Source organism: Bradyrhizobium sp. SZCCHNS3002, from assembly GCF_032377435.1.
In the GTDB taxonomy this organism is placed as follows: domain Bacteria; phylum Pseudomonadota; class Alphaproteobacteria; order Rhizobiales; family Xanthobacteraceae; genus Bradyrhizobium.
Window position 1 is genome coordinate 567551 of the sequence record NZ_JAUHHY010000003.1, and the last position, 17263, is coordinate 584813.

Genomic DNA, 17263 nt, shown 5'->3' on the forward strand with positions numbered 1-17263 from the left:
GCGTGAATGCGTCCTTCCGAGGCTTGAGCTCATGACCGCCCCCGTTCTGTCCGTGCGCAACCTGCAGGTCGAGTTCGCGACCCGGCGCGGCACCCTGCGCGCGATCGACGGCGTCTCCTACGACATCGCCAAGGGCGAAGTGCTCGGCGTCGTCGGCGAATCCGGCGCCGGCAAATCCGTCACCGGCCTGGCCGTGATCGGCCTGATCGATCCTCCGGGCCGCATCTCCGGCGGCGAGATTCAGCTCTCCGGGCTGCGCATCGACAACCTGCCGCCGGAGGAGATGCGCAAGGTGCGCGGCAAGCGCATCGGCATGATCTTCCAGGATCCGCTGACCTCGCTCAATCCGCTGTATCGTGTCGGCGACCAGATCATCGAGACCATCAGGACCCACACCAATCTCACCGACCAGCAGGCGCGCAAGCGCGCCATCGACCTGCTCGCCGAGGTCGGCATATCAGCGCCCGAGAAGCGCATCGACGGCTATCCGCACGAATTCTCCGGCGGCATGCGCCAGCGCGTCGTGATCGCGCTCGCGCTGTGCGCCGAGCCGGAGCTGATCATCGCCGACGAGCCGACCACCGCGCTCGACGTCTCCGTGCAGGCGCAGATCATCTCGCTGATCAAGCGGCTCGGCCGCGACCATGGCACCGCCGTGATGCTGGTGACCCACGACATGGGCGTCATCGCCGAGACCTGCGACCGCGTCGCGGTGATGTATGCCGGCCGCGTCGCCGAGATCGGCCCGGTGCAGGAGGTGATCCAGAACCCGCTGCACCCCTACGCCAAGGGCCTGATGGGGGCGATCCCTACGCTCGCAGGCGAGGAGAAGCGGCTGGTGCAGATCCCAGGCTCCATGCCGCGGCTGTCGGCCATCCCGCCAGGCTGCTCGTTCAATCCGCGCTGCAGCGCAGCCTTCGACCGCTGCCGCGTCGACCGGCCGGAGCCGCTGCGCCAGGGCACGCAGGCGGTCGCCTGTCACCTCTATGATCGCGCGACGGAGACCGCGGCATGAGCGATTTCGTCGAGGTCAAGGATCTGCGCCGGGTGTTCGACGTCTCGAAACCCTGGCTCAACCGCGTGATCGAGCGCCAGCCGCAGGAATTCCTGAAGGCGGTCGATGGCGTCAGCTTCGGTATCAGGAAGGGCGAGACCTTCGCGCTGGTGGGCGAATCCGGCTCGGGCAAGACCACGGTCGCGCGCATGGTGGTCGGGCTGCTGGCGCCGACGTCGGGCGAGGTCATCATCGACGGCGTGTCGATGAGCGAAGCGCGCCAGGCACAGGTGCGGCGCAAGCTGCGCCGGCGCATCCAGATGGTGTTCCAGGATCCCTACGCCAGCCTCAACCCGCGCTTCCGGGTCGACAGCATCATCGCCGAGCCGATCCGCGCCTTCGACATCATCGAGGGCGAACGCCAGATCAAGGACCGTGTCGGCGAGCTCCTGACCCTCGTCGGCCTGCATCCCGACGACGGCCAGAAATTCCCGCACGAATTCTCCGGCGGCCAGCGCCAGCGCATCGCGATCGCGCGCGCGCTGGCCTCGGAAGCCGAATTCATCGTCTGCGACGAGCCGACCTCGGCGCTCGACGTCTCCGTACAGGCGCAGATCCTCAATCTGATGCGCGACCTGCAGGACAAGTTCGGCCTGACCTATCTGTTCATCAGCCACAATCTCGCGGTCGTGCGTCACATGGCGAGCCGCATCGGCGTGATGTATCTCGGCCGCATCGTCGAGATCGCCGACGGCCGCACCCTCTTCAACGATCCGCGCATGCCCTACACCAAGATGCTGCTCGGCGCCGTCCCGGACCTGTCGATGTCCGGCCGCCAGCGCATCCCGGTCAAGGGCGAGATCCCGAACCCGATCAATCCGCCTGCGGGATGCACGTTCAATCCGCGTTGTCCGCTGGCGTTCGATCTGTGCCGGCAAAAGGCGCCGGAGCTGATCGGCGGCGTTGCCTGTCACGCAGTGAACCAGCCGGCCGACACGGCCGTTGTGACGGCATCGGTGGCGTGAAGCGGCGAGACGGAATTTGAATGAAGCCGTCATTGCGAGGAGCGAAGCGACGAAGCAATCCAGAGTCCCACCGGAACCCTGGATTGCTTCGCTAGCGCTCGCGATGACGGCAACTAATGAGATAGATCAAAGGGCGCCATGAGCTTCATCAACCCCGATACCTTCACGACCCGCCCCGAGATCGACGGCACCTTCGGCGTCGTCACCTCCACGCACTGGCTCGCCACCGCGGTGGGCATGGCGATGCTGGAGCGCGGCGGCAACGCCTTCGACGCCGGCGTCGCGGCGGCCTTCACCCTGCAGGTGGTGGAGCCGCATCTGAACGGTCCCGGCGGCGACGTGCCGATCATCCTGCACGACGTCAAGCGCGGTCGCACCGAGGTCATCTGCGGCCAGGGCCCGGCGCCATCAGGCGCCACCATCGCGCGCTACAGGAACGAAGGCCTGGACATGGTGCCCGGCACCGGACTGCTGGCGGCCTGCGTGCCCGGCACGTTCGAGTCCTGGATGCTGCTGCTGCGAGACTACGGCACGATGCGGCTGCGCGACGTGCTGGAGCCGGCGATCTCCTACGCGCGCGACGGCTATCCGCTGGTCGAGCGCGTCTCGGCGACCATCCAGACCGTCGAGCAGCTGTTCAAGACACATTGGCCGACCTCGGCCGCGCTCTATCTGCCCAATGGCGAGGTGCCGAGGCCGGGCACGCTGTTCACCAATCCACAGCTCGCCGAAACCTACGCGCGCATTCTGAGTGAAGGCGAAAGCGCTGGTGCTGATCGCGATGCCCAGATCGAGCGCGCGCGCAAGGCCTGGTCGCAGGGCTTCGTCGCCGAGGCGATCGACCGTTTCTGCCGGACGCAGGAGGTCATGGACGTCTCGGGCTCGCGCCACAAAGGCGTGCTGACCGCCGACGACATGGCGCGCTGGCAGCCGACCATCGAGGCACCGCTGACCTATCAGTACGGCCGCTACACCGTGTGCAAGGCCGGCGTCTGGAGCCAGGGCCCGGTGCTACTGCAGCAGCTCGCGCTGCTCAAGGGCTTTGCGCTCGACGGCCTCGATCCGACCGGCCCCGATTTCATTCATTGGCAGATCGAAGCCGCGAAGCTCGCCTTCGCCGATCGCGAGGCGTTCTACGGCGATCCTGTTTTCGCCGACATCCCGATCGAAACGCTGCTGTCCGATGCCTACAACGACGAGCGCCGCAAGCTGATTACGGAAAAGGCCTCGCTCGAGTTGCGTCCCGGCACGCTCGACGGCTACGGCGCCAAGGTGAAGCTGCGCGAGGCCCAAGGCCACCGCGAGGCCGTCGGCGCAATGGGCTCGGGCGAGCCGACCGTCGGCCGCTTCGGCGAGGTGCGCGGCGACACCGTGCATTTCGACATCATCGACCGGGACGGCAACATGATCTCGGCCACGCCGTCCGGCGGCTGGCTGCAATCCTCGCCCGTCATTCCCGAACTCGGCTTCTGCCTGGGCACACGCGCGCAGATGTTCTGGCTGGAGGAGGATCATCCGGCGGCGCTGGTGCCGGGCAAGCGGCCGCGCACGACGCTGTCGCCGACCATGGCGCTGCGCGACGGCGAGCCTTATGTGGCCTGGGGCTCGCCCGGCGGCGATCAGCAGGACCAGTGGAACACGCAGTTCTTCCTGCGCCACGTCCATGCCGGCATGAACCTGCAGGAAGCGATCGACGCCCCGGCGTGGCACTCCGAGCACTTCCCGATCTCGTTCTGGCCGCGCACCGCACGCCCCGGCGTGCTCGTGGTCGAAAACCGCGTGCCCAAGGCGACCGTCGAGGAGCTGCGCCGCCGCGGCCATGTCGTCGAGGTCGGCCCCGACTGGTCGGAGGGCCGGCTCACGGCCGCATCACGTGTCGGCCGCCGCCGCCGCGCCGCCGCCAATCCGCGGGGCATGCAGGGTTACGCCGCCGGACGATAAGAGAGCAACGCGACGATGACCTGGTCGATCATTGCCAAGGACGATCTCACCGGCCGGATCGGCGTCGCCGTCGCCACCCGCTTCTTCGCCGTCGGCGCGCGCGTGCCCTTCATCGTCGCCGGCCACGGCGGCATCGCGACACAGGCGCTGGTCAATCCCTATTACGGCATCGACGGCGTGACGCTGCTCCGCGATGGCCGCCATCCGCGCGAGATCGTGCAACTGCTGACGTCGGCCGATCCCGGCCGCGAGAGCCGCCAGCTCCACATCCTCGATCACAACGGCCAGATTGCCGCCCACACCGGCCGCGACTGCATCGACTGGTGCGGCCATCTCGAAGGCCGGGGCTTTTCGATTGCCGGCAACATGCTGGCCGGCCCGCAGGTGCTCAACGAAACCGCGAACGCGTTTCTCACTCATGGCGCCCTGCCCTTCGCGCAGCGGCTGATTGCGGCCATGAAGGCCGGCGAGGCGGCCGGCGGTGACAAGCGCGGCAAACAGTCCGCCGCCCTCCTCATCCACGGCAAGGAGGAATGGTCCGAGCTCGATCTGCGGGTCGACGATCACGCCGATCCGCTCGCCGAGCTCGCACGCCTGGAAGGCGTCAGCCGCAGGCATTGGGCGGTGTTCCGGCAGTTCATGCCGACGCGCGACAATCCGGCGGGGATTACGGATCGCGCCACGATCGATGCCGGCATCGCCGCGGCGCTCGCGAGCCAGACATGACCGAGCCGGAAGGACGGCGCGTGACCGGGGTTGGTATGGATAGTGCAACAACGCAGGCTGCATTTTCGTAGGGGACATCGGATGATGAGGAACTGGTGCTTGGCCGCCGTCGCGGCCGCTGTGATGGCTATGTGCAGCCCGGCTGCGCAGGCGCAGACCACCCTGCGTATCGGCCTTGCCGAGGACCCCGACGTTCTCGATCCGACCATGGCCCGCACCTATGTCGGGCGCATCGTGTTCGCCGCCACCTGCGACAAGCTGTTCGACATCGACGAGAAGCTCAACATCGTGCCGCAGCTCGCGCTGTCGCAGCAGACATCCGCCGACGGCAAGGAGGTCACCATCAAGCTGCGGCCCGGCGTGAAGTTTCACGACGGCGAGCCGTTCGACGCCGAGGCCGCCAAATTCTCGCTCGACCGCCACCTGACCTTTCCCGGCTCGTTCCGCAAGCCTGAGCTGGCCTCGCTCGATCATGTCGACGTCGTCGATCCCCTGACGATCAAGCTGGTGTTGAAAGCGCCGTTCTCGCCGCTGATCGCCCAGCTCACCGACCGCGCCGGCATGATGGTGTCGCCGAAGGCCGCCAGGGAGGCCGGCGACAAGTTCGGCCTGCATCCGGTCTGCGCCGGTCCGTACAAGTTCGTCGAGCGCGTCCAGCAGGACAAGATCGTGTTCGAGAAGTTCGCCGACTACTGGAACAAGGACAACGTCTTCATCGACAGGATCGTCTACCAGCCCATCGTCGATGCCACGGTGCGGCTGGCGAACCTGAAGTCGGGTGCCCTCGACCTGATCGAGCGCGTGCTCGCGACCGATATCAAGGATGTCCGCGCCGATTCCAGGCTTGCGCTGTCGACTGCGATCGAGCTCGGCTACCAGGGCATCACGCTCAACATCGGCAAGGACAAGGCCAAGGGCCCACTCAGCCAGTCAGCCAAGGTGCGCCAGGCGCTCGATCTCGCGATCGACCGCGAGGCGCTCAACCAGGTGGTCTTCAACGGCGAATTCATGCCGGGCAACCAATGGGTCAATCCCTCGCATCCGTATTATCAGAAGGCCTTCCCGGTGCGTGCCCGCGATGTCGAGAAGGCAAAGGCGCTGCTGAAAGAGGCCGGCGTGACGACGCCTGTCGCGGTCGACTTCATGGTACCGAAGGGTGCCGAGACCGAGGCGGCCGCCCAGGTGGTACAGTCGATGGCCGCCGAGGCCGGCTTCGACATGAAGATCCGTGTGACGGAGTTCGCGACCTCGCTGAAGCAGGCCGAGGCCGGCGACTATCAGGCGTTCATGCTGTCATGGAGCGGCCGGATCGATCCTGACGGCAACAGCTACGTGTTCTTGCACAGCAACGCGCCGCAGAACTACAGCGTCTGGGCCAATGCCGAGGCCGACAAGGCGCTCAGCGACGCGCGGCTGGTGACCGACATGGCCCAGCGCAAGGCGCTCTACGAGAAGCTGACCAAGCTCGAGATCGAGGACGAGCCGATCCTCTACCTCTATCACCGCCGCATCCTGATCGCGCACACCAAGAAGCTCGAGGGCTACAAGCAGATGCCGGACGGCCTGGTGAGGGTGGTCGGGCTGAAGCTGAAGTGAGCGGTCAGGTGGCACCTGGTCGTTGGGACGCGCAGCCGGCGCCCCGCACTCACTCCGCTCCCTCCCCCCTTGTGGGGGAGGGTTGGGGAGGGGGGTGCCACGCACTCCGAATCCCGTTGGGGCACCCCCCTCCCTGTCCCTCCCCCACAAGGGGGGAGGGAACGCTAGAGGCACGACCTGCCTCTGATCCCCGGCATCTAGAGCACTGCGCGGGGACCATGCCATGCTGACCTTCCTCGCCCGCCGCATCGCCCAGATCATTCCGACCTTGATCTTCGTCTCGATCCTGATCTTCTCGCTGCAGCAGCTGCTGCCCGGCGATCCCGCGCTCGTCATGGCCGGCGAGGAGCGCGATCCCGCTGTCATCGAGCAGATCCGCAAGCAGTATCGCCTCGACCAGCCCCTGCCCGTTCAGTACGGCTACTGGATCAAGGGCGTGCTCTCGGGCGATTTCGGCGAGTCGCTGCGCATCAAGATGCCGGTGCGCGATCTCATCCTGCAGAAGCTGCCCGTGACCCTGCAGCTCGCCTCGATGGCGATCGTGATCGCGTTCCTGATCGGCATTCCCGCCGGCATCGTTTCCGCCGTGAAGCGCGGGACGGCCTGGGACTATGCCGCCAACCTGTTCGCACTGTGGGGCATCTCGACGCCGAACTTCTGGCTCGGCATCATGCTGATCTTCCTGTTCTCGATCCAGCTCGGCTGGCTGCCCGCCTCTGGTTACGTCTCGCCCGCCGAGGACTGGCGGGCCAGTCTCGCCGCCACCATCATGCCGGCCTTCGTGCTCGGCAATGCCATCGCCGCGATCCTGATGCGCCACACCCGCAGCGCCATGCTGCAGGTCCTGGGCAGCGACTACATCCGCACCGCCCGCGCCAAGGGCATCTCCGAGCGCCAGGTGATCCTGCGCCATGCGCTGCGCAACGCGCTGACGCCGGTCATCACGCTCGGCGCGCTGGAACTCGGCACGCTGCTCTCGGGCGCCGTGCTGACCGAGCAGATCTTCTCGATCCCCGGCTTCGGCAAGCTGATCGTCGATGCCGTGTTCAATCGCGACTACGCCGTCGTGCAGGGCGTCGTGCTGGTCACCGCCACCGTCTACATCATGCTGAACCTGATCGCCGACCTCGCCTATGTCCTCGTCAATCCGCGCTTGAGGAGCTGACATGGCCGAGACGACGCTGTCAGCTCCATCAGGCGCGCGCGCCCTCGCCCCGCTCGAGCGGCCGATGCAGCGCACCTGGCGCCGGCTGGTAAAGCGCAAAGGCGCAATGGTCGGGCTCGGCCTGATCACGGCCTTCATCCTGCTCGCCGTATCAGCGCCGCTGGTGGCGCCCTACGATCCCGTCAAGACGAGCTGGGCGCTCGTGCGCAAGGCGCCGTCCGCGGCGCATTGGTTCGGCACCGACGATCTCGGCCGCGACGTGCTGGCCCGCGTGATCTATGGCGCGCGCGCCTCGCTGCTGGCCGGCGCGATCTCGGTCGCCATCGCGCTGGCGATCGGCGTCCCCATCGGCATGACCGCAGGCTTTCGCGGCGGCTTCATCGATGCCCTGATCAGCCGCATCACCGACGCGATGCTGGCCTGCCCGTTCCTGATCCTGGCGATCGCGCTGGCGGCGTTTCTGGGCCCGAGCCTCGGCAATGCGATGATCGCGATCGGCATCTCGGCGACGCCGATCTTCGTCCGGCTGACCCGCGGCGAGGTGCTGAGCGTCAAGGTCGAGGAATATGTCGAGGCCGCCCGCAGCGTCGGCGATACCGACCTGCAGATCGCGGTCAGGCACATCCTGCCCAACATCATGCCGGCGCTGCTGGTGCAGGCGACGCTGTCGGTCGCCGCCGCCATCATCGCCGAAGCCGCGCTGTCGTTCCTGGGCCTGGGCCAGCAGCCGCCGGCGCCGTCCTGGGGCAGCATGCTCAACGCCGCCCAGCGCTTCCTCACCAATGCCCCCTGGATGGCGATCTGGCCGGGGCTCGCGATCTTCCTGGTGGTGCTGTCCCTCAACCTCCTCGGCGACGGCCTGCGCGACGCGCTCGATCCGCAGCAGGAGGAGTAGGCCCTTGCTAGCGCAACACCCTCCAGTGTCGTCCCGGCGAACGCCGGGACCCATAGCCACCGTCGGTCGTTGTTGCGCGAGAAGGTCACTCCGCGCCTGCCTCAAACCACTGCCTGGGGTTATGGGTCCCGGCGTTCGCCGGGACGACAGCGAGGGGTGTCGAGATACCGGTCAAAACAAAACGGCGGCTGCCAGGGCAGCCGCCGTCGATGTCGTGAGACCAGGCGCCCTCGTCACGTCGCCTTCAGCGCATGATCGGTCTCGGCGTCGAACTGCGCGATCTGCCGGGCGCGCTGCGACTTGGCGGCGGCCTGGTGGTTGGTGGCGATGACGGTGTAGACGGCCGGCAGCACGAACAGCGTGAACAAGGTGCCGATCGACATGCCGGCGACGACGACGAGGCCGATCGAGAAGCGGCTGGCGGCTCCGGCGCCGGTCGCGGTCAGGAGCGGGATCAGGCCGGTGACCATCGCCGCCGTGGTCATCAGGATCGGCCGCAGGCGGATGCGCGCGGACGTCTCGATGGCGGTGCGGCGGTCCATCCCCTCGTTGAGCTGCAGCTCGTTGGCGAACTCCACCATCAGGATGCCGTGCTTGGTGATCAGGCCGACCAGCGTCAGCAGGCCGACCTGGGTGTAGATGTTCATGGTCGCCAGCCCGAAGAACAGCGGGATCAGGGCGCCGACGATCGCCATGGGCACGCTGATCATGATGACCAGCGGATCCCTGAGGCTCTCGAACTGCGCCGCCAGCACCAGGAAGATGATGATCAGCGCGAAGCCGAAGGTGATGGCGAGCTGATTGCCTTCCTGGACGTATTGACGGGCGTCGGCGAGATAGTCGTGGCTGAAGCCGGACGGCAGGTTCTTGGCCTGCTTCTCCAGGAAGTCGACCGCCTGCCCCACGGTGACGCCCGGCATCGGCACGGCGGAGAAGGTCGCCGAGTTGAGCTGGTTGAAATGCGTCAGCGAGTTCGGGTCGGTCGCGGTCTCGATGCTGACGACGGTCGACAGCGGCACCTGCTGGCCGGCCGAGGTCGCGACATAGTAGCCGGACAGCGATTCCGGCGAGATCCGCTTGTCGCGCGGCACCTGCGGAATCACCTGATAGGAGCGGCCCTCGAGGTTGAAGCGGTTGATGTAGTTGCCGCCGAGCAGCACGGCCAGGGTGTTGCCGATCGACTGCATGGTGATGCCGAGATCGCTCGCCTTGCTGCGATCGATCGAGACCTTGACCACCGGCTGATTGAAATCGAGGTCGCTGTCGGAGACGATGAACATGCCGCTCTTGCGCGCGGCGTCCTTCAGCTTGGCCATCTGCTCGTAGACCGCCTGGAAGCCGCTGGTCGAGCTGATCACCATCTGCACCGGCAGGCCGCCGGGGCCGCCCGGCAGCGCCGGCAGGTTGAAGGCGAAGGCGTTGATGCCCTCGATCTTCGACAGCTCCGCCTGCACCAGCGGCTTCAGCTTGATCGAGGAGCGCGTGCGCTCGTCCCACGGCTTGAGCAGCATGCCGGCGAAGCCGCCCTGCGGGCCTTGGATGCCGTTCAGGACGAAGCGCAGATCGGTCTCGGGGAATTTCTGGAACGCCTTGTCGACCTTGTCGGTGTAGAAGTTGATGTAGTCGATATTGGCGTATTTCGGCGCCTTGGTGATCGAGAACACGATGCCCTGATCCTCCTCCGGCGCCAGCTCCTTGGCGGTGTGCACGTAGAGGAAGCCGACGAGGCCGAGGATCGTCAGCGCGAACAGCGCCGTCACCGGCCGGTAGTCGAGTGAGCGGTCGAGCTGGCGGCCGTACCAGCGCGTCATCGCGCCGAACACCCGGTTGACGAGCCGCGCGAAGCGGCCCTCCTCGGCGCTGCGCAGCAGCACCGAGCACATCATCGGCGACAGGGTCAGGGCGATCACGCCGGAGACGATGACCGAGCCGGCGAGCGTGAAGGCGAATTCGCGGAACAGCGAGCCGGTGAGACCGCCGAGGAAGCCGATCGGGGCATACACCGCAGCCAGGGTGATCGTCATCGAGATGACGGGGCCGACGATCTCGCGGGCGCCCTGCAGCGCAGCCTGCACGGGTGCCTTGCCCTCCTCCAGATGGCGGTGGATGTTCTCCACCACGACGATGGCGTCGTCCACGACGAGGCCGATCGCCAGAACCATCGCCAGCAGGGTCAGCAGGTTGATGCTGAAGCCGAGCGCCAGCATCATCGTGCAGACGCCGATCAGCGACAGCGGGATCGTCACGACGGGGATGATGACCGAGCGCAGCGAGGCCAGGAACAGGAAGATGACCACGATGACGATCAGCACGGCCTCGCCGAGCGTGTGCTCGACCTCGTCGATCGACGACTGGATGAACTTGGTGGAATCGTAGGCCACCTTCATCTTCATCGACGGCGGCAGGTTGCGCTCGAGGTCCGGGAACAGCGCGCGCACACCCCTGACGATGTTGAGCGGGTTGCCCTGTGGCGTCGCATCGACGCCGATGAAGATGGCGCGCTCGCCGTTGAAGGCGACGCTGGCGTCGGTGCTCTGCGCCGCGAGCTCGACGGTCGCGATATCCTCCATGCGAACGAAGCCGCCGTCCTTGGCCTTGACGATCATCCGCTTGAACTGGTTGACGTCGGTCAGGCCGGTATTGGTCGTGACGTTGGAGACGATGAAGTAGCCCTTGGCCTGTCCGGCCGCGGACTGGAAGTTGTTGGCCGCGATCGCTGCCGCGACGTCGGTCGGCGACACGTTGCGGCCGGCCATCTTCTCGGGGTTGAGCCAGATCCGCATCGCAAAGGTCTGGCCGCCGAGAATGTTCGCCGCGGCGACGCCGTCGACCGTCGACAGCACCGGCTGGACCACGCGCGTCAGGTAGTCGGATATCGCCGATCCCGACAGCTCCTCGCTGGAGAAGCCGAGATACATCACCGAGGTCGTCTGGCCCGTCGTCTTGGTGACGATCGGGTCGTTGGATTCCTTCGGGATCAGGTAGCGGACCGAATTGACCTTGGCGAGCACCTCGGTGAGCGCCTGGTTCGGATCGAAATTCAGCTTGATGAACACCTGGATCGTGCTGGTGCCCTGCACCGAGGACGAGGTGATGTAGTCGACGCCCTCGGCGGAGGCGACCGCCTGCTCCAGCGGGGTGGTGATGAAGCCCTGCATCAGGTCGGCGGACGCGCCGGGATAGACCGTCGTGACGTTGACGACCGTGTTCGACAGCTTCGGATATTGCCGGATCGGCAGCACGAAGGCGGCGCGCAGGCCGAGCAGCAGAATGAGCAGGCTGACCACGACCGACAGCACCGGGCGCTTGATGAAGATATCGGTGAAACGCATCGCGGCAATCCCGTCAGCAGAGGTCAGATGAGGTCCGGACGGGCCGCCACGATCAGGCGGCCCGGCATTGGCTCAGAGGGCGCTCAGTAGCGCGGCGGCTTCGCCGGGACCGGCGGCAGCGGATCTGTGGAGATCGCGACCGCGGCGCCGGACTGGATCTTGAGCTGGCCGACGGCGACGACGCGATCGCCTTCCTTGAGGCCCTTGAGGATCACCGCGCGGCCGTTGATGCGGTCGCCGGTCTGCACATAGATGCGGTCGGCCGTCAGCGCGGTCTTGCCGTCGTCGGTCTTCTTCTCGTTGATGACGAACACCGAGTCGCCATAGAGCGTGTAGTCGACAGCGGTCTCCGGCACCGTCAGCACCGGCGGCTTGTCCGGCAGCACGACCGTGGTGGTCGCGAACATGCCGGGCCTGAGGATGCGCTCCGGATTGGCGATCGTCGCCTGCACCCGGATGTTGCGTGTGTCGGTCGCGATCTGCGGCTCGATCGTGGTGATCTTGCCCTCGAACGTCTTGCCCGGATAGGCATCGACGCCGACGCGCACGGTCTGTCCGACCTTGAGCTGACCGCTGTCCTTTTCGGTCACGGTGAAGTTGACCCAGAGCTGCGACAGATCGGTCAGCGACACGATCTGCGATCCGGCGGACAGATACTGGCCGACTTCGACCTTGCGGACGCCGAGGTCGCCGTCGAACGGCGCGCGCACGAGCTTCTGCGCGATCAGCGCTTCGGTCTTGGCGACGCCGGCCTGGGCCTGGTCGTAGGCGGCCTGGGCCTGGTCGACGGTCGCCTGCGGGCCGAACTGGCGCGAGGCCAATTGCTTGGCTCGGTCGAGCGACAATTGCGCCACGGTGACCTGGGCCTTGTAGTTGGCGAGGTCGCCCTGCTCCGGCGCATCATAGAGCTGCACCAGCGGCGTGCCCTGCTTCACCGTCGTGCCCGGCGTGAACATGATGTCGGTGATGCGGCCCGAGGCGTCGGAGGTGACGTTGACCTGATGAACGGCGGCGAGATCGCCGACTGCGGTCAACAGGTTCGGCACCGTCTCCGAACTCGCCGTCGCGACGCTGACATTGAGCGGCGGTGGCTTCATGTTGGCGAAGAACTGCGCGATCATCTTGTCGCGGAACATGTTGAACCACACGAAGCCGCCGACCAGCGCCGCGAGCAGCGCGCCCACGACGATGAACCACAGCACCGGGCGGGTGCGCTTGCGCGGCTTGTCGTCGACCGGCTTTCCGGAGAGCTTGGGTTCCGTCGCAATGTTCATGTCATGCACTTTCTGCCGTCGCCGGCCGGGCCGGAGGTTGCGACAATTCGTGATCGAGGTGGCACGCAATGGCGGCATCGGTCAGGCCGATGCCGCGGAGAATGAATTCGCTGAGCTGGCGCTCCAGGCTCGCAGCAGTTCCATACGGCACACACGGAACGGATGGAAGCCGCGTCAAGGCCGCCATCAATACGGTGTGGTGCGCGAACCAGAACAGGTCACGGGGCGCAGCCACGAGACGCACGGCATCACCACACGCAACGGCGCTTTCCAAGGAGTTAACGAACTTGGCGCCGATCAGATCATCGATCTTCGTATACAGCAGCCTTGCGAATTCGCCATCGTCGAGATGGCTCGACGCCATCAGCCGCAGCCGCTGCTCTTCTTCCTCATTGGGGCCGTCGGCGATCCCGAGGAAATGCCGGACCATCCCGGCCATCATCATGACCAGCGTCGCGGTCGAAGGTTCCTGACTGAGCAGCACCTCGAAATCCGGATCGGTCTCGCACTCCTCGGTGAGGATCTCCGCATAGAGCGCCGCCTTGGAGGGGAAATGTTTGAACAGCAGCGCTTCGGAGATCGCCGCCGCCGCGGCCACGCTCTTGGTCGTGGTGCCGGCATAGCCATGACGCGCGAAGCAGCGCTTGGCTGCACCGAGGATCAGCTGCCTCCGGAGATCGCTTGTCATGCGCAAAGTGGACATCGGCCGTGAGTAAATACTCACTTGATCTATGTCAAGAAAGATGCCGCGGCGCAGCAGGGTCGGCGGCCAAGTCCCTGAAATTACAGGTGGGATTTCACGGGCGCCAAAGGCAATTCTATACCTCTCAAAGCGGCGGATCTGCGGCACCGCTCCATCGATGGGTGCAATACCGCGCGGGACCACCGCCGCGGGCGCATTTTCTTCCGCTGCGCGCCATGCGACGGTCACCGCGACAACAACAAGAATCGGCCGGGAGGACCAGACATGACCGACGACGCAGCGCTCGCCAGCCAGTTCGATCTCGAGAGCCTGACGCCGGAGTTCTACGCCGATCCCTATCCGACCTATCGCGCGCTGCGCCGGCACGCCCCGGTCAAGCGCATGCGCAACGGCTCCTATTTCCTCACCCGCTACGACGATCTGGTCACCGCCTACAAGGCAACCAGGACGTTCTCGTCGGACAAGAAGCGCGAGTTCGCGCCGAAATACGGCAACTCGCTGCTGTACGAGCATCACACGACGAGCCTCGTCTTCAACGATCCTCCGGCGCACACACGGGTGCGCCGCCTGATCATGGGCGCGCTGTCGCCGCGCGCGATCGCCGAGATGGAGCCGGCGCTGATCGCGCTGGTCGACGGACTCCTGGACCGGATCGCCGCCAAGGACCGCTTCGAGCTGATTGAGGATTTCGCCGCGGCAATTCCGATCGAGGTGATCGGCAACCTGCTCGGCGTGCCGCATGACGAGCGCGCGCCGCTGCGCGACTGGTCTCTCGCCATCCTCGGCGCGCTGGAGCCGGTGCTGACGCCGGAGCAGTTGTCACGCGGCAACCAGGCCGTCGGCGACATGCTGACCTATCTCGAAACCCTGGTCGCGCGCCGGCGCGCCGCCCCCGGCAATCCCGAACGCGACGTGCTGACGCGGCTGATCCAGGGCGAGGCCGACGGCGAGCGGCTGAGCGAGACGGAGCTGCTGCACAACTGCATCTTCCTGCTCAATGCCGGCCACGAGACCACGACCAATCTGATCGGCAACGGCCTCGTGCTGCTGTGCCAGCATCCGGCCGAGCGGCAGCGGCTGATCGAGGCGCCCGGCCTGATCCGCACCGCGGTCGAAGAAATCCTGCGCTACGAGAGCTCCAACCAGCTCGGCAACCGAATGACCACGGAGCCCGTCGAGCTCGGCGGCGTCAGGCTCGAGGCTGGCACCTCCGTCACGCTGTGCATCGGCGCCGCGAACCGCGACCCCGCCCAGTTCGACGACCCCGAACGCTTCGACATCGCCCGCCCCGCCAACCGCCACCTCGCCTTCGGCACCGGCGCCCACCAATGCGCCGGGATGGCGCTGGCCAGACTGGAGGGCGCGGTGGCGATCTCGCGGTTTCTGGCGCGGTTTCCGAACTATCAGCTGGACGGCGAGGCGGCGCGTGGGGAGCGGGTCAGATTTCGCGGGTTTGCGAGCGTGCCGTGTGTGGTTGGGGGGCTGACGCGATCGTCGCTCTCGCGATAGCCCCTCGGTCTTGACTTCAGACGGCCCAGCCATGACGGCCTGGGCGGCAGTTCGTAGGGCGGATTAGCGAAGCGTAATCCGCCGCTGACACGGCCAACTGCTGTTGAAGGACACGCTCTGCTGCTGGCGCGGCGGATTACGCTTCGCTAATCCGCCCTACCGACTTTACGTAGCGCTCCTCGCTTTGTTTTCGAATTGCAAGATTTTTGTTTCGCTTCATCAGAAATCATGTTATACGCGCGCCGTCCCGTCTCACAAGAGGGGCGCTTCGCGGTCGTCACGAACGTTGAGGCGGGATGCGGTGGGCGTGTTGGTGTCGCAGCGTGGTTTTCCGCGCCGACGAACGGCATCGATGCGCACGGTCAAGTCGCGTGGTCCTGACACCCCGACGCTGGTGTCACGCTTGCGTTGGCGCTCACGCGCCGCGCGGGCAACGGTGGCCAGAAAGCCCGGAGCACCGGGGAGAACGCGAAGCAGCCGTCAAAACCATCGCGCGGGGAATGCCGGGATGTCTCGGCTGAACCTGTGGTTCCTGCCGCCTGCATTTTTTTCCGCAGGCGGGCCATGGGTGCGGCCAGCGCCCGGCATTCCCCGTGCCCTCTTTTCGGAGAGGGCAGGACGAAGCGCAAAGCTCGGACGCGAACCGCGCCGCGAGGGGGTGACCGCATGTTTCACCGCCTTCAGCACAAGTCTCATCGGCCCAAACACAGCTCTCACCATCGTCATTGCGAGCGAGGCGACGTGTCCGCCAAAGCCCGAAGGGCGACGGCGGAAGCAATCCAGGGCCGCGCGGGCGACTCTGGATTGCTTCGTCGCTTGCGCTCCTCGCAATGACGCCGCGCATAAGGAGACCGCCGAGGGGCAAGCTATTGAGTTACTCGTCATGCCCGGCCATGACGATGGAGAGGGTGGAATGCTCAACAGCGCGCTGGCGATTTCAGAACACCGCGTGGTCGCCGCGCTCGGCCGTGGCCTCGCCGCGGATCAGCCTGGCGTAGTAGTCGAACAGCGTCTCCGAACCCGTCGACGGCGTGGCGTCGGCGTCGTAGCGGCCGGTGGCGGGGTCGAGCACCAGCATGGATTCGGTGGCGTAGTAGCGGCCGATGCGGGCGAGCTCCGCCTTGTCGGCGAGCGACGGCACGACCCGACCGGCAAGATCGAGCCCGCGGATGACGACGTCGAGCAGCGCCACCGGGACGTGGCGGATGTGCGGCTTGCGTCCGAGCAGCGCGAACAGATGCTCGCCCTGCTCCAGCGGCGTGATGGCCGGTCCGGGGCCGCCGATTGGCAGCACGCGATTCCAGCAGCTCTCGTCATCGAGGCAGCCGGCCAAGTAGTCGCCGAGATCGGCGTCGCTGATCGGCTTGCACGCGGTGAGACGGCCATCGCCGAACACGAGATATGGCCGGCCCTGTCTGACACGCTCGACCTGCCCGGACAGCGACTTGAAGAACGCGGTGGGACGAACGATCGAATGGATCAGGCCCTGCTCCATCAGATGCGCTTCGAACGCCAGCTTGGCCTGCTGAAACGCCAGCAGCGGCTTCTGCACGCAGATGGCAGACAGCATCACGAAGTGCGTCACGCCTGCTTCGCGGGCCGCTTCCAGCACGTTCACATGCGCCTGGTGGTCGACCGCCCAGGCATCGCGCGGCACACCGGTCCGCGATGCCATGCAGGACACCACGGCGTCGAAATGCTCGCCGCGAAAGCCGTCCCGCGCCAGCGAGACGGGATCGGTGACGTCGCCCGTTCTGACGGTGGCGCCCTGGACCCGCACGGCGTCCTGGCGCGGACGGACGAAGCAGACCACCTCATGCCCCCGCGCGACCAGCGCACGCACGGTGGCGCGGCCGATCGTTCCCGTCGCGCCGAGCATGAAGACACGGCGCGGACCAGACGAAGGGACGACGATAGGAGAGGTCATCGGCTGAGGCGAAACTCTGGAAACCGTCCCAATCTATATCACCGCCTGCCCTTGCGCGGCGTCGAGACTGCCACGGGAATTCTCGTCATGCCCGGGCCCGTCCCACGGCTGTCCGGTTCAGACAGACTGGACATGGTGCATGGCGTGGATTCTTCTGCGGTCTTGAGCATCGCCAA

12 protein-coding genes are annotated in these 17263 nt (G+C 66.4%); 8 read left to right on the forward strand and 4 right to left on the reverse strand.

Features of this window, described 5'->3' with window-relative positions; all coding sequences use genetic code 11:
• The first annotated feature begins 31 nt into the window (after positions 1-31).
• From QW845_RS09695 to QW845_RS09725, 7 genes are all read left to right on the forward strand, one after another.
• Positions 32-1015, forward strand: a complete 984-nt coding sequence (locus QW845_RS09695; protein ID WP_315801362.1) for an ABC transporter ATP-binding protein — start codon at positions 32-34, stop codon at positions 1013-1015.
• Positions 1012-2019 carry an oligopeptide/dipeptide ABC transporter ATP-binding protein gene (locus tag QW845_RS09700; protein WP_315801363.1) on the forward strand — a complete coding sequence of 336 codons (1008 nt, stop codon included), beginning with the start codon at positions 1012-1014 and terminating at the stop codon, positions 2017-2019. Before QW845_RS09695 ends, QW845_RS09700 begins: the two co-directional genes overlap by 4 nt.
• Before the next feature lie 138 nt (positions 2020-2157).
• Positions 2158-3960: a gamma-glutamyltransferase family protein gene (locus QW845_RS09705; protein ID WP_315801364.1), complete on the forward strand. Its 1803-nt coding sequence runs from the start codon at positions 2158-2160 to the stop codon at positions 3958-3960.
• A gap of 15 nt (positions 3961-3975) precedes the next feature.
• Entirely contained in the window at positions 3976-4686 is a 711-nt protein-coding gene (locus QW845_RS09710) for a DUF1028 domain-containing protein (protein WP_315801365.1), read from the forward strand.
• 123 nt (positions 4687-4809) lie between these two features.
• Positions 4810-6282, forward strand: a complete 1473-nt coding sequence (locus tag QW845_RS09715; RefSeq protein ID WP_315801389.1) for an ABC transporter substrate-binding protein — start codon at positions 4810-4812, stop codon at positions 6280-6282.
• Between the two features lie 223 nt (positions 6283-6505).
• Positions 6506-7447 (forward strand): ABC transporter permease, encoded by a 942-nt coding sequence (locus QW845_RS09720; protein ID WP_315715755.1) that lies wholly within the window; start codon positions 6506-6508, stop codon positions 7445-7447.
• Between the two features lie 64 nt (positions 7448-7511).
• The gene (locus QW845_RS09725; protein ID WP_315801390.1) at positions 7512-8342 is read left to right on the forward strand and encodes an ABC transporter permease; all 831 of its coding nucleotides are present in this window, start codon (positions 7512-7514) and stop codon (positions 8340-8342) included.
• A 233-nt stretch (positions 8343-8575) separates the two neighbouring features.
• On the opposite strand, the gene QW845_RS09730 is transcribed toward QW845_RS09725, so the two are convergent.
• The 3 genes from QW845_RS09730 to QW845_RS09740 all read right to left on the reverse strand — a co-directional run bounded on the left by QW845_RS09730 (position 8576) and on the right by QW845_RS09740 (position 13636).
• Positions 8576-11674: a MexW/MexI family multidrug efflux RND transporter permease subunit gene (locus QW845_RS09730; protein ID WP_315801366.1), complete on the reverse strand. Its 3099-nt coding sequence runs from the start codon at positions 11672-11674 to the stop codon at positions 8576-8578.
• An 83-nt stretch (positions 11675-11757) separates the two neighbouring features.
• A complete protein-coding gene (locus tag QW845_RS09735; RefSeq protein ID WP_315801367.1) occupies positions 11758-12948 on the reverse strand; it encodes an efflux RND transporter periplasmic adaptor subunit in 1191 nt (396 codons plus the stop codon).
• A 1-nt stretch (position 12949) separates the two neighbouring features.
• Positions 12950-13636: a helix-turn-helix domain-containing protein gene (locus tag QW845_RS09740; RefSeq protein ID WP_315801391.1), complete on the reverse strand. Its 687-nt coding sequence runs from the start codon at positions 13634-13636 to the stop codon at positions 12950-12952.
• 279 nt (positions 13637-13915) lie between these two features.
• Here QW845_RS09740 and QW845_RS09745 point away from each other — a divergent pair, with 279 nt between their 5' ends.
• Positions 13916-15160, forward strand: a complete 1245-nt coding sequence (locus QW845_RS09745; RefSeq protein WP_315801368.1) for a cytochrome P450 — start codon at positions 13916-13918, stop codon at positions 15158-15160.
• Between the two features lie 937 nt (positions 15161-16097).
• Here the strand turns inward: QW845_RS09745 and QW845_RS09750 are convergent.
• Complete coding sequence (locus QW845_RS09750) at positions 16098-17039, reverse strand: NAD(P)H-binding protein (RefSeq protein WP_315801392.1); 942 nt, start codon at positions 17037-17039, stop codon at positions 16098-16100.
• Positions 17040-17263: the final 224 nt, after the last annotated feature.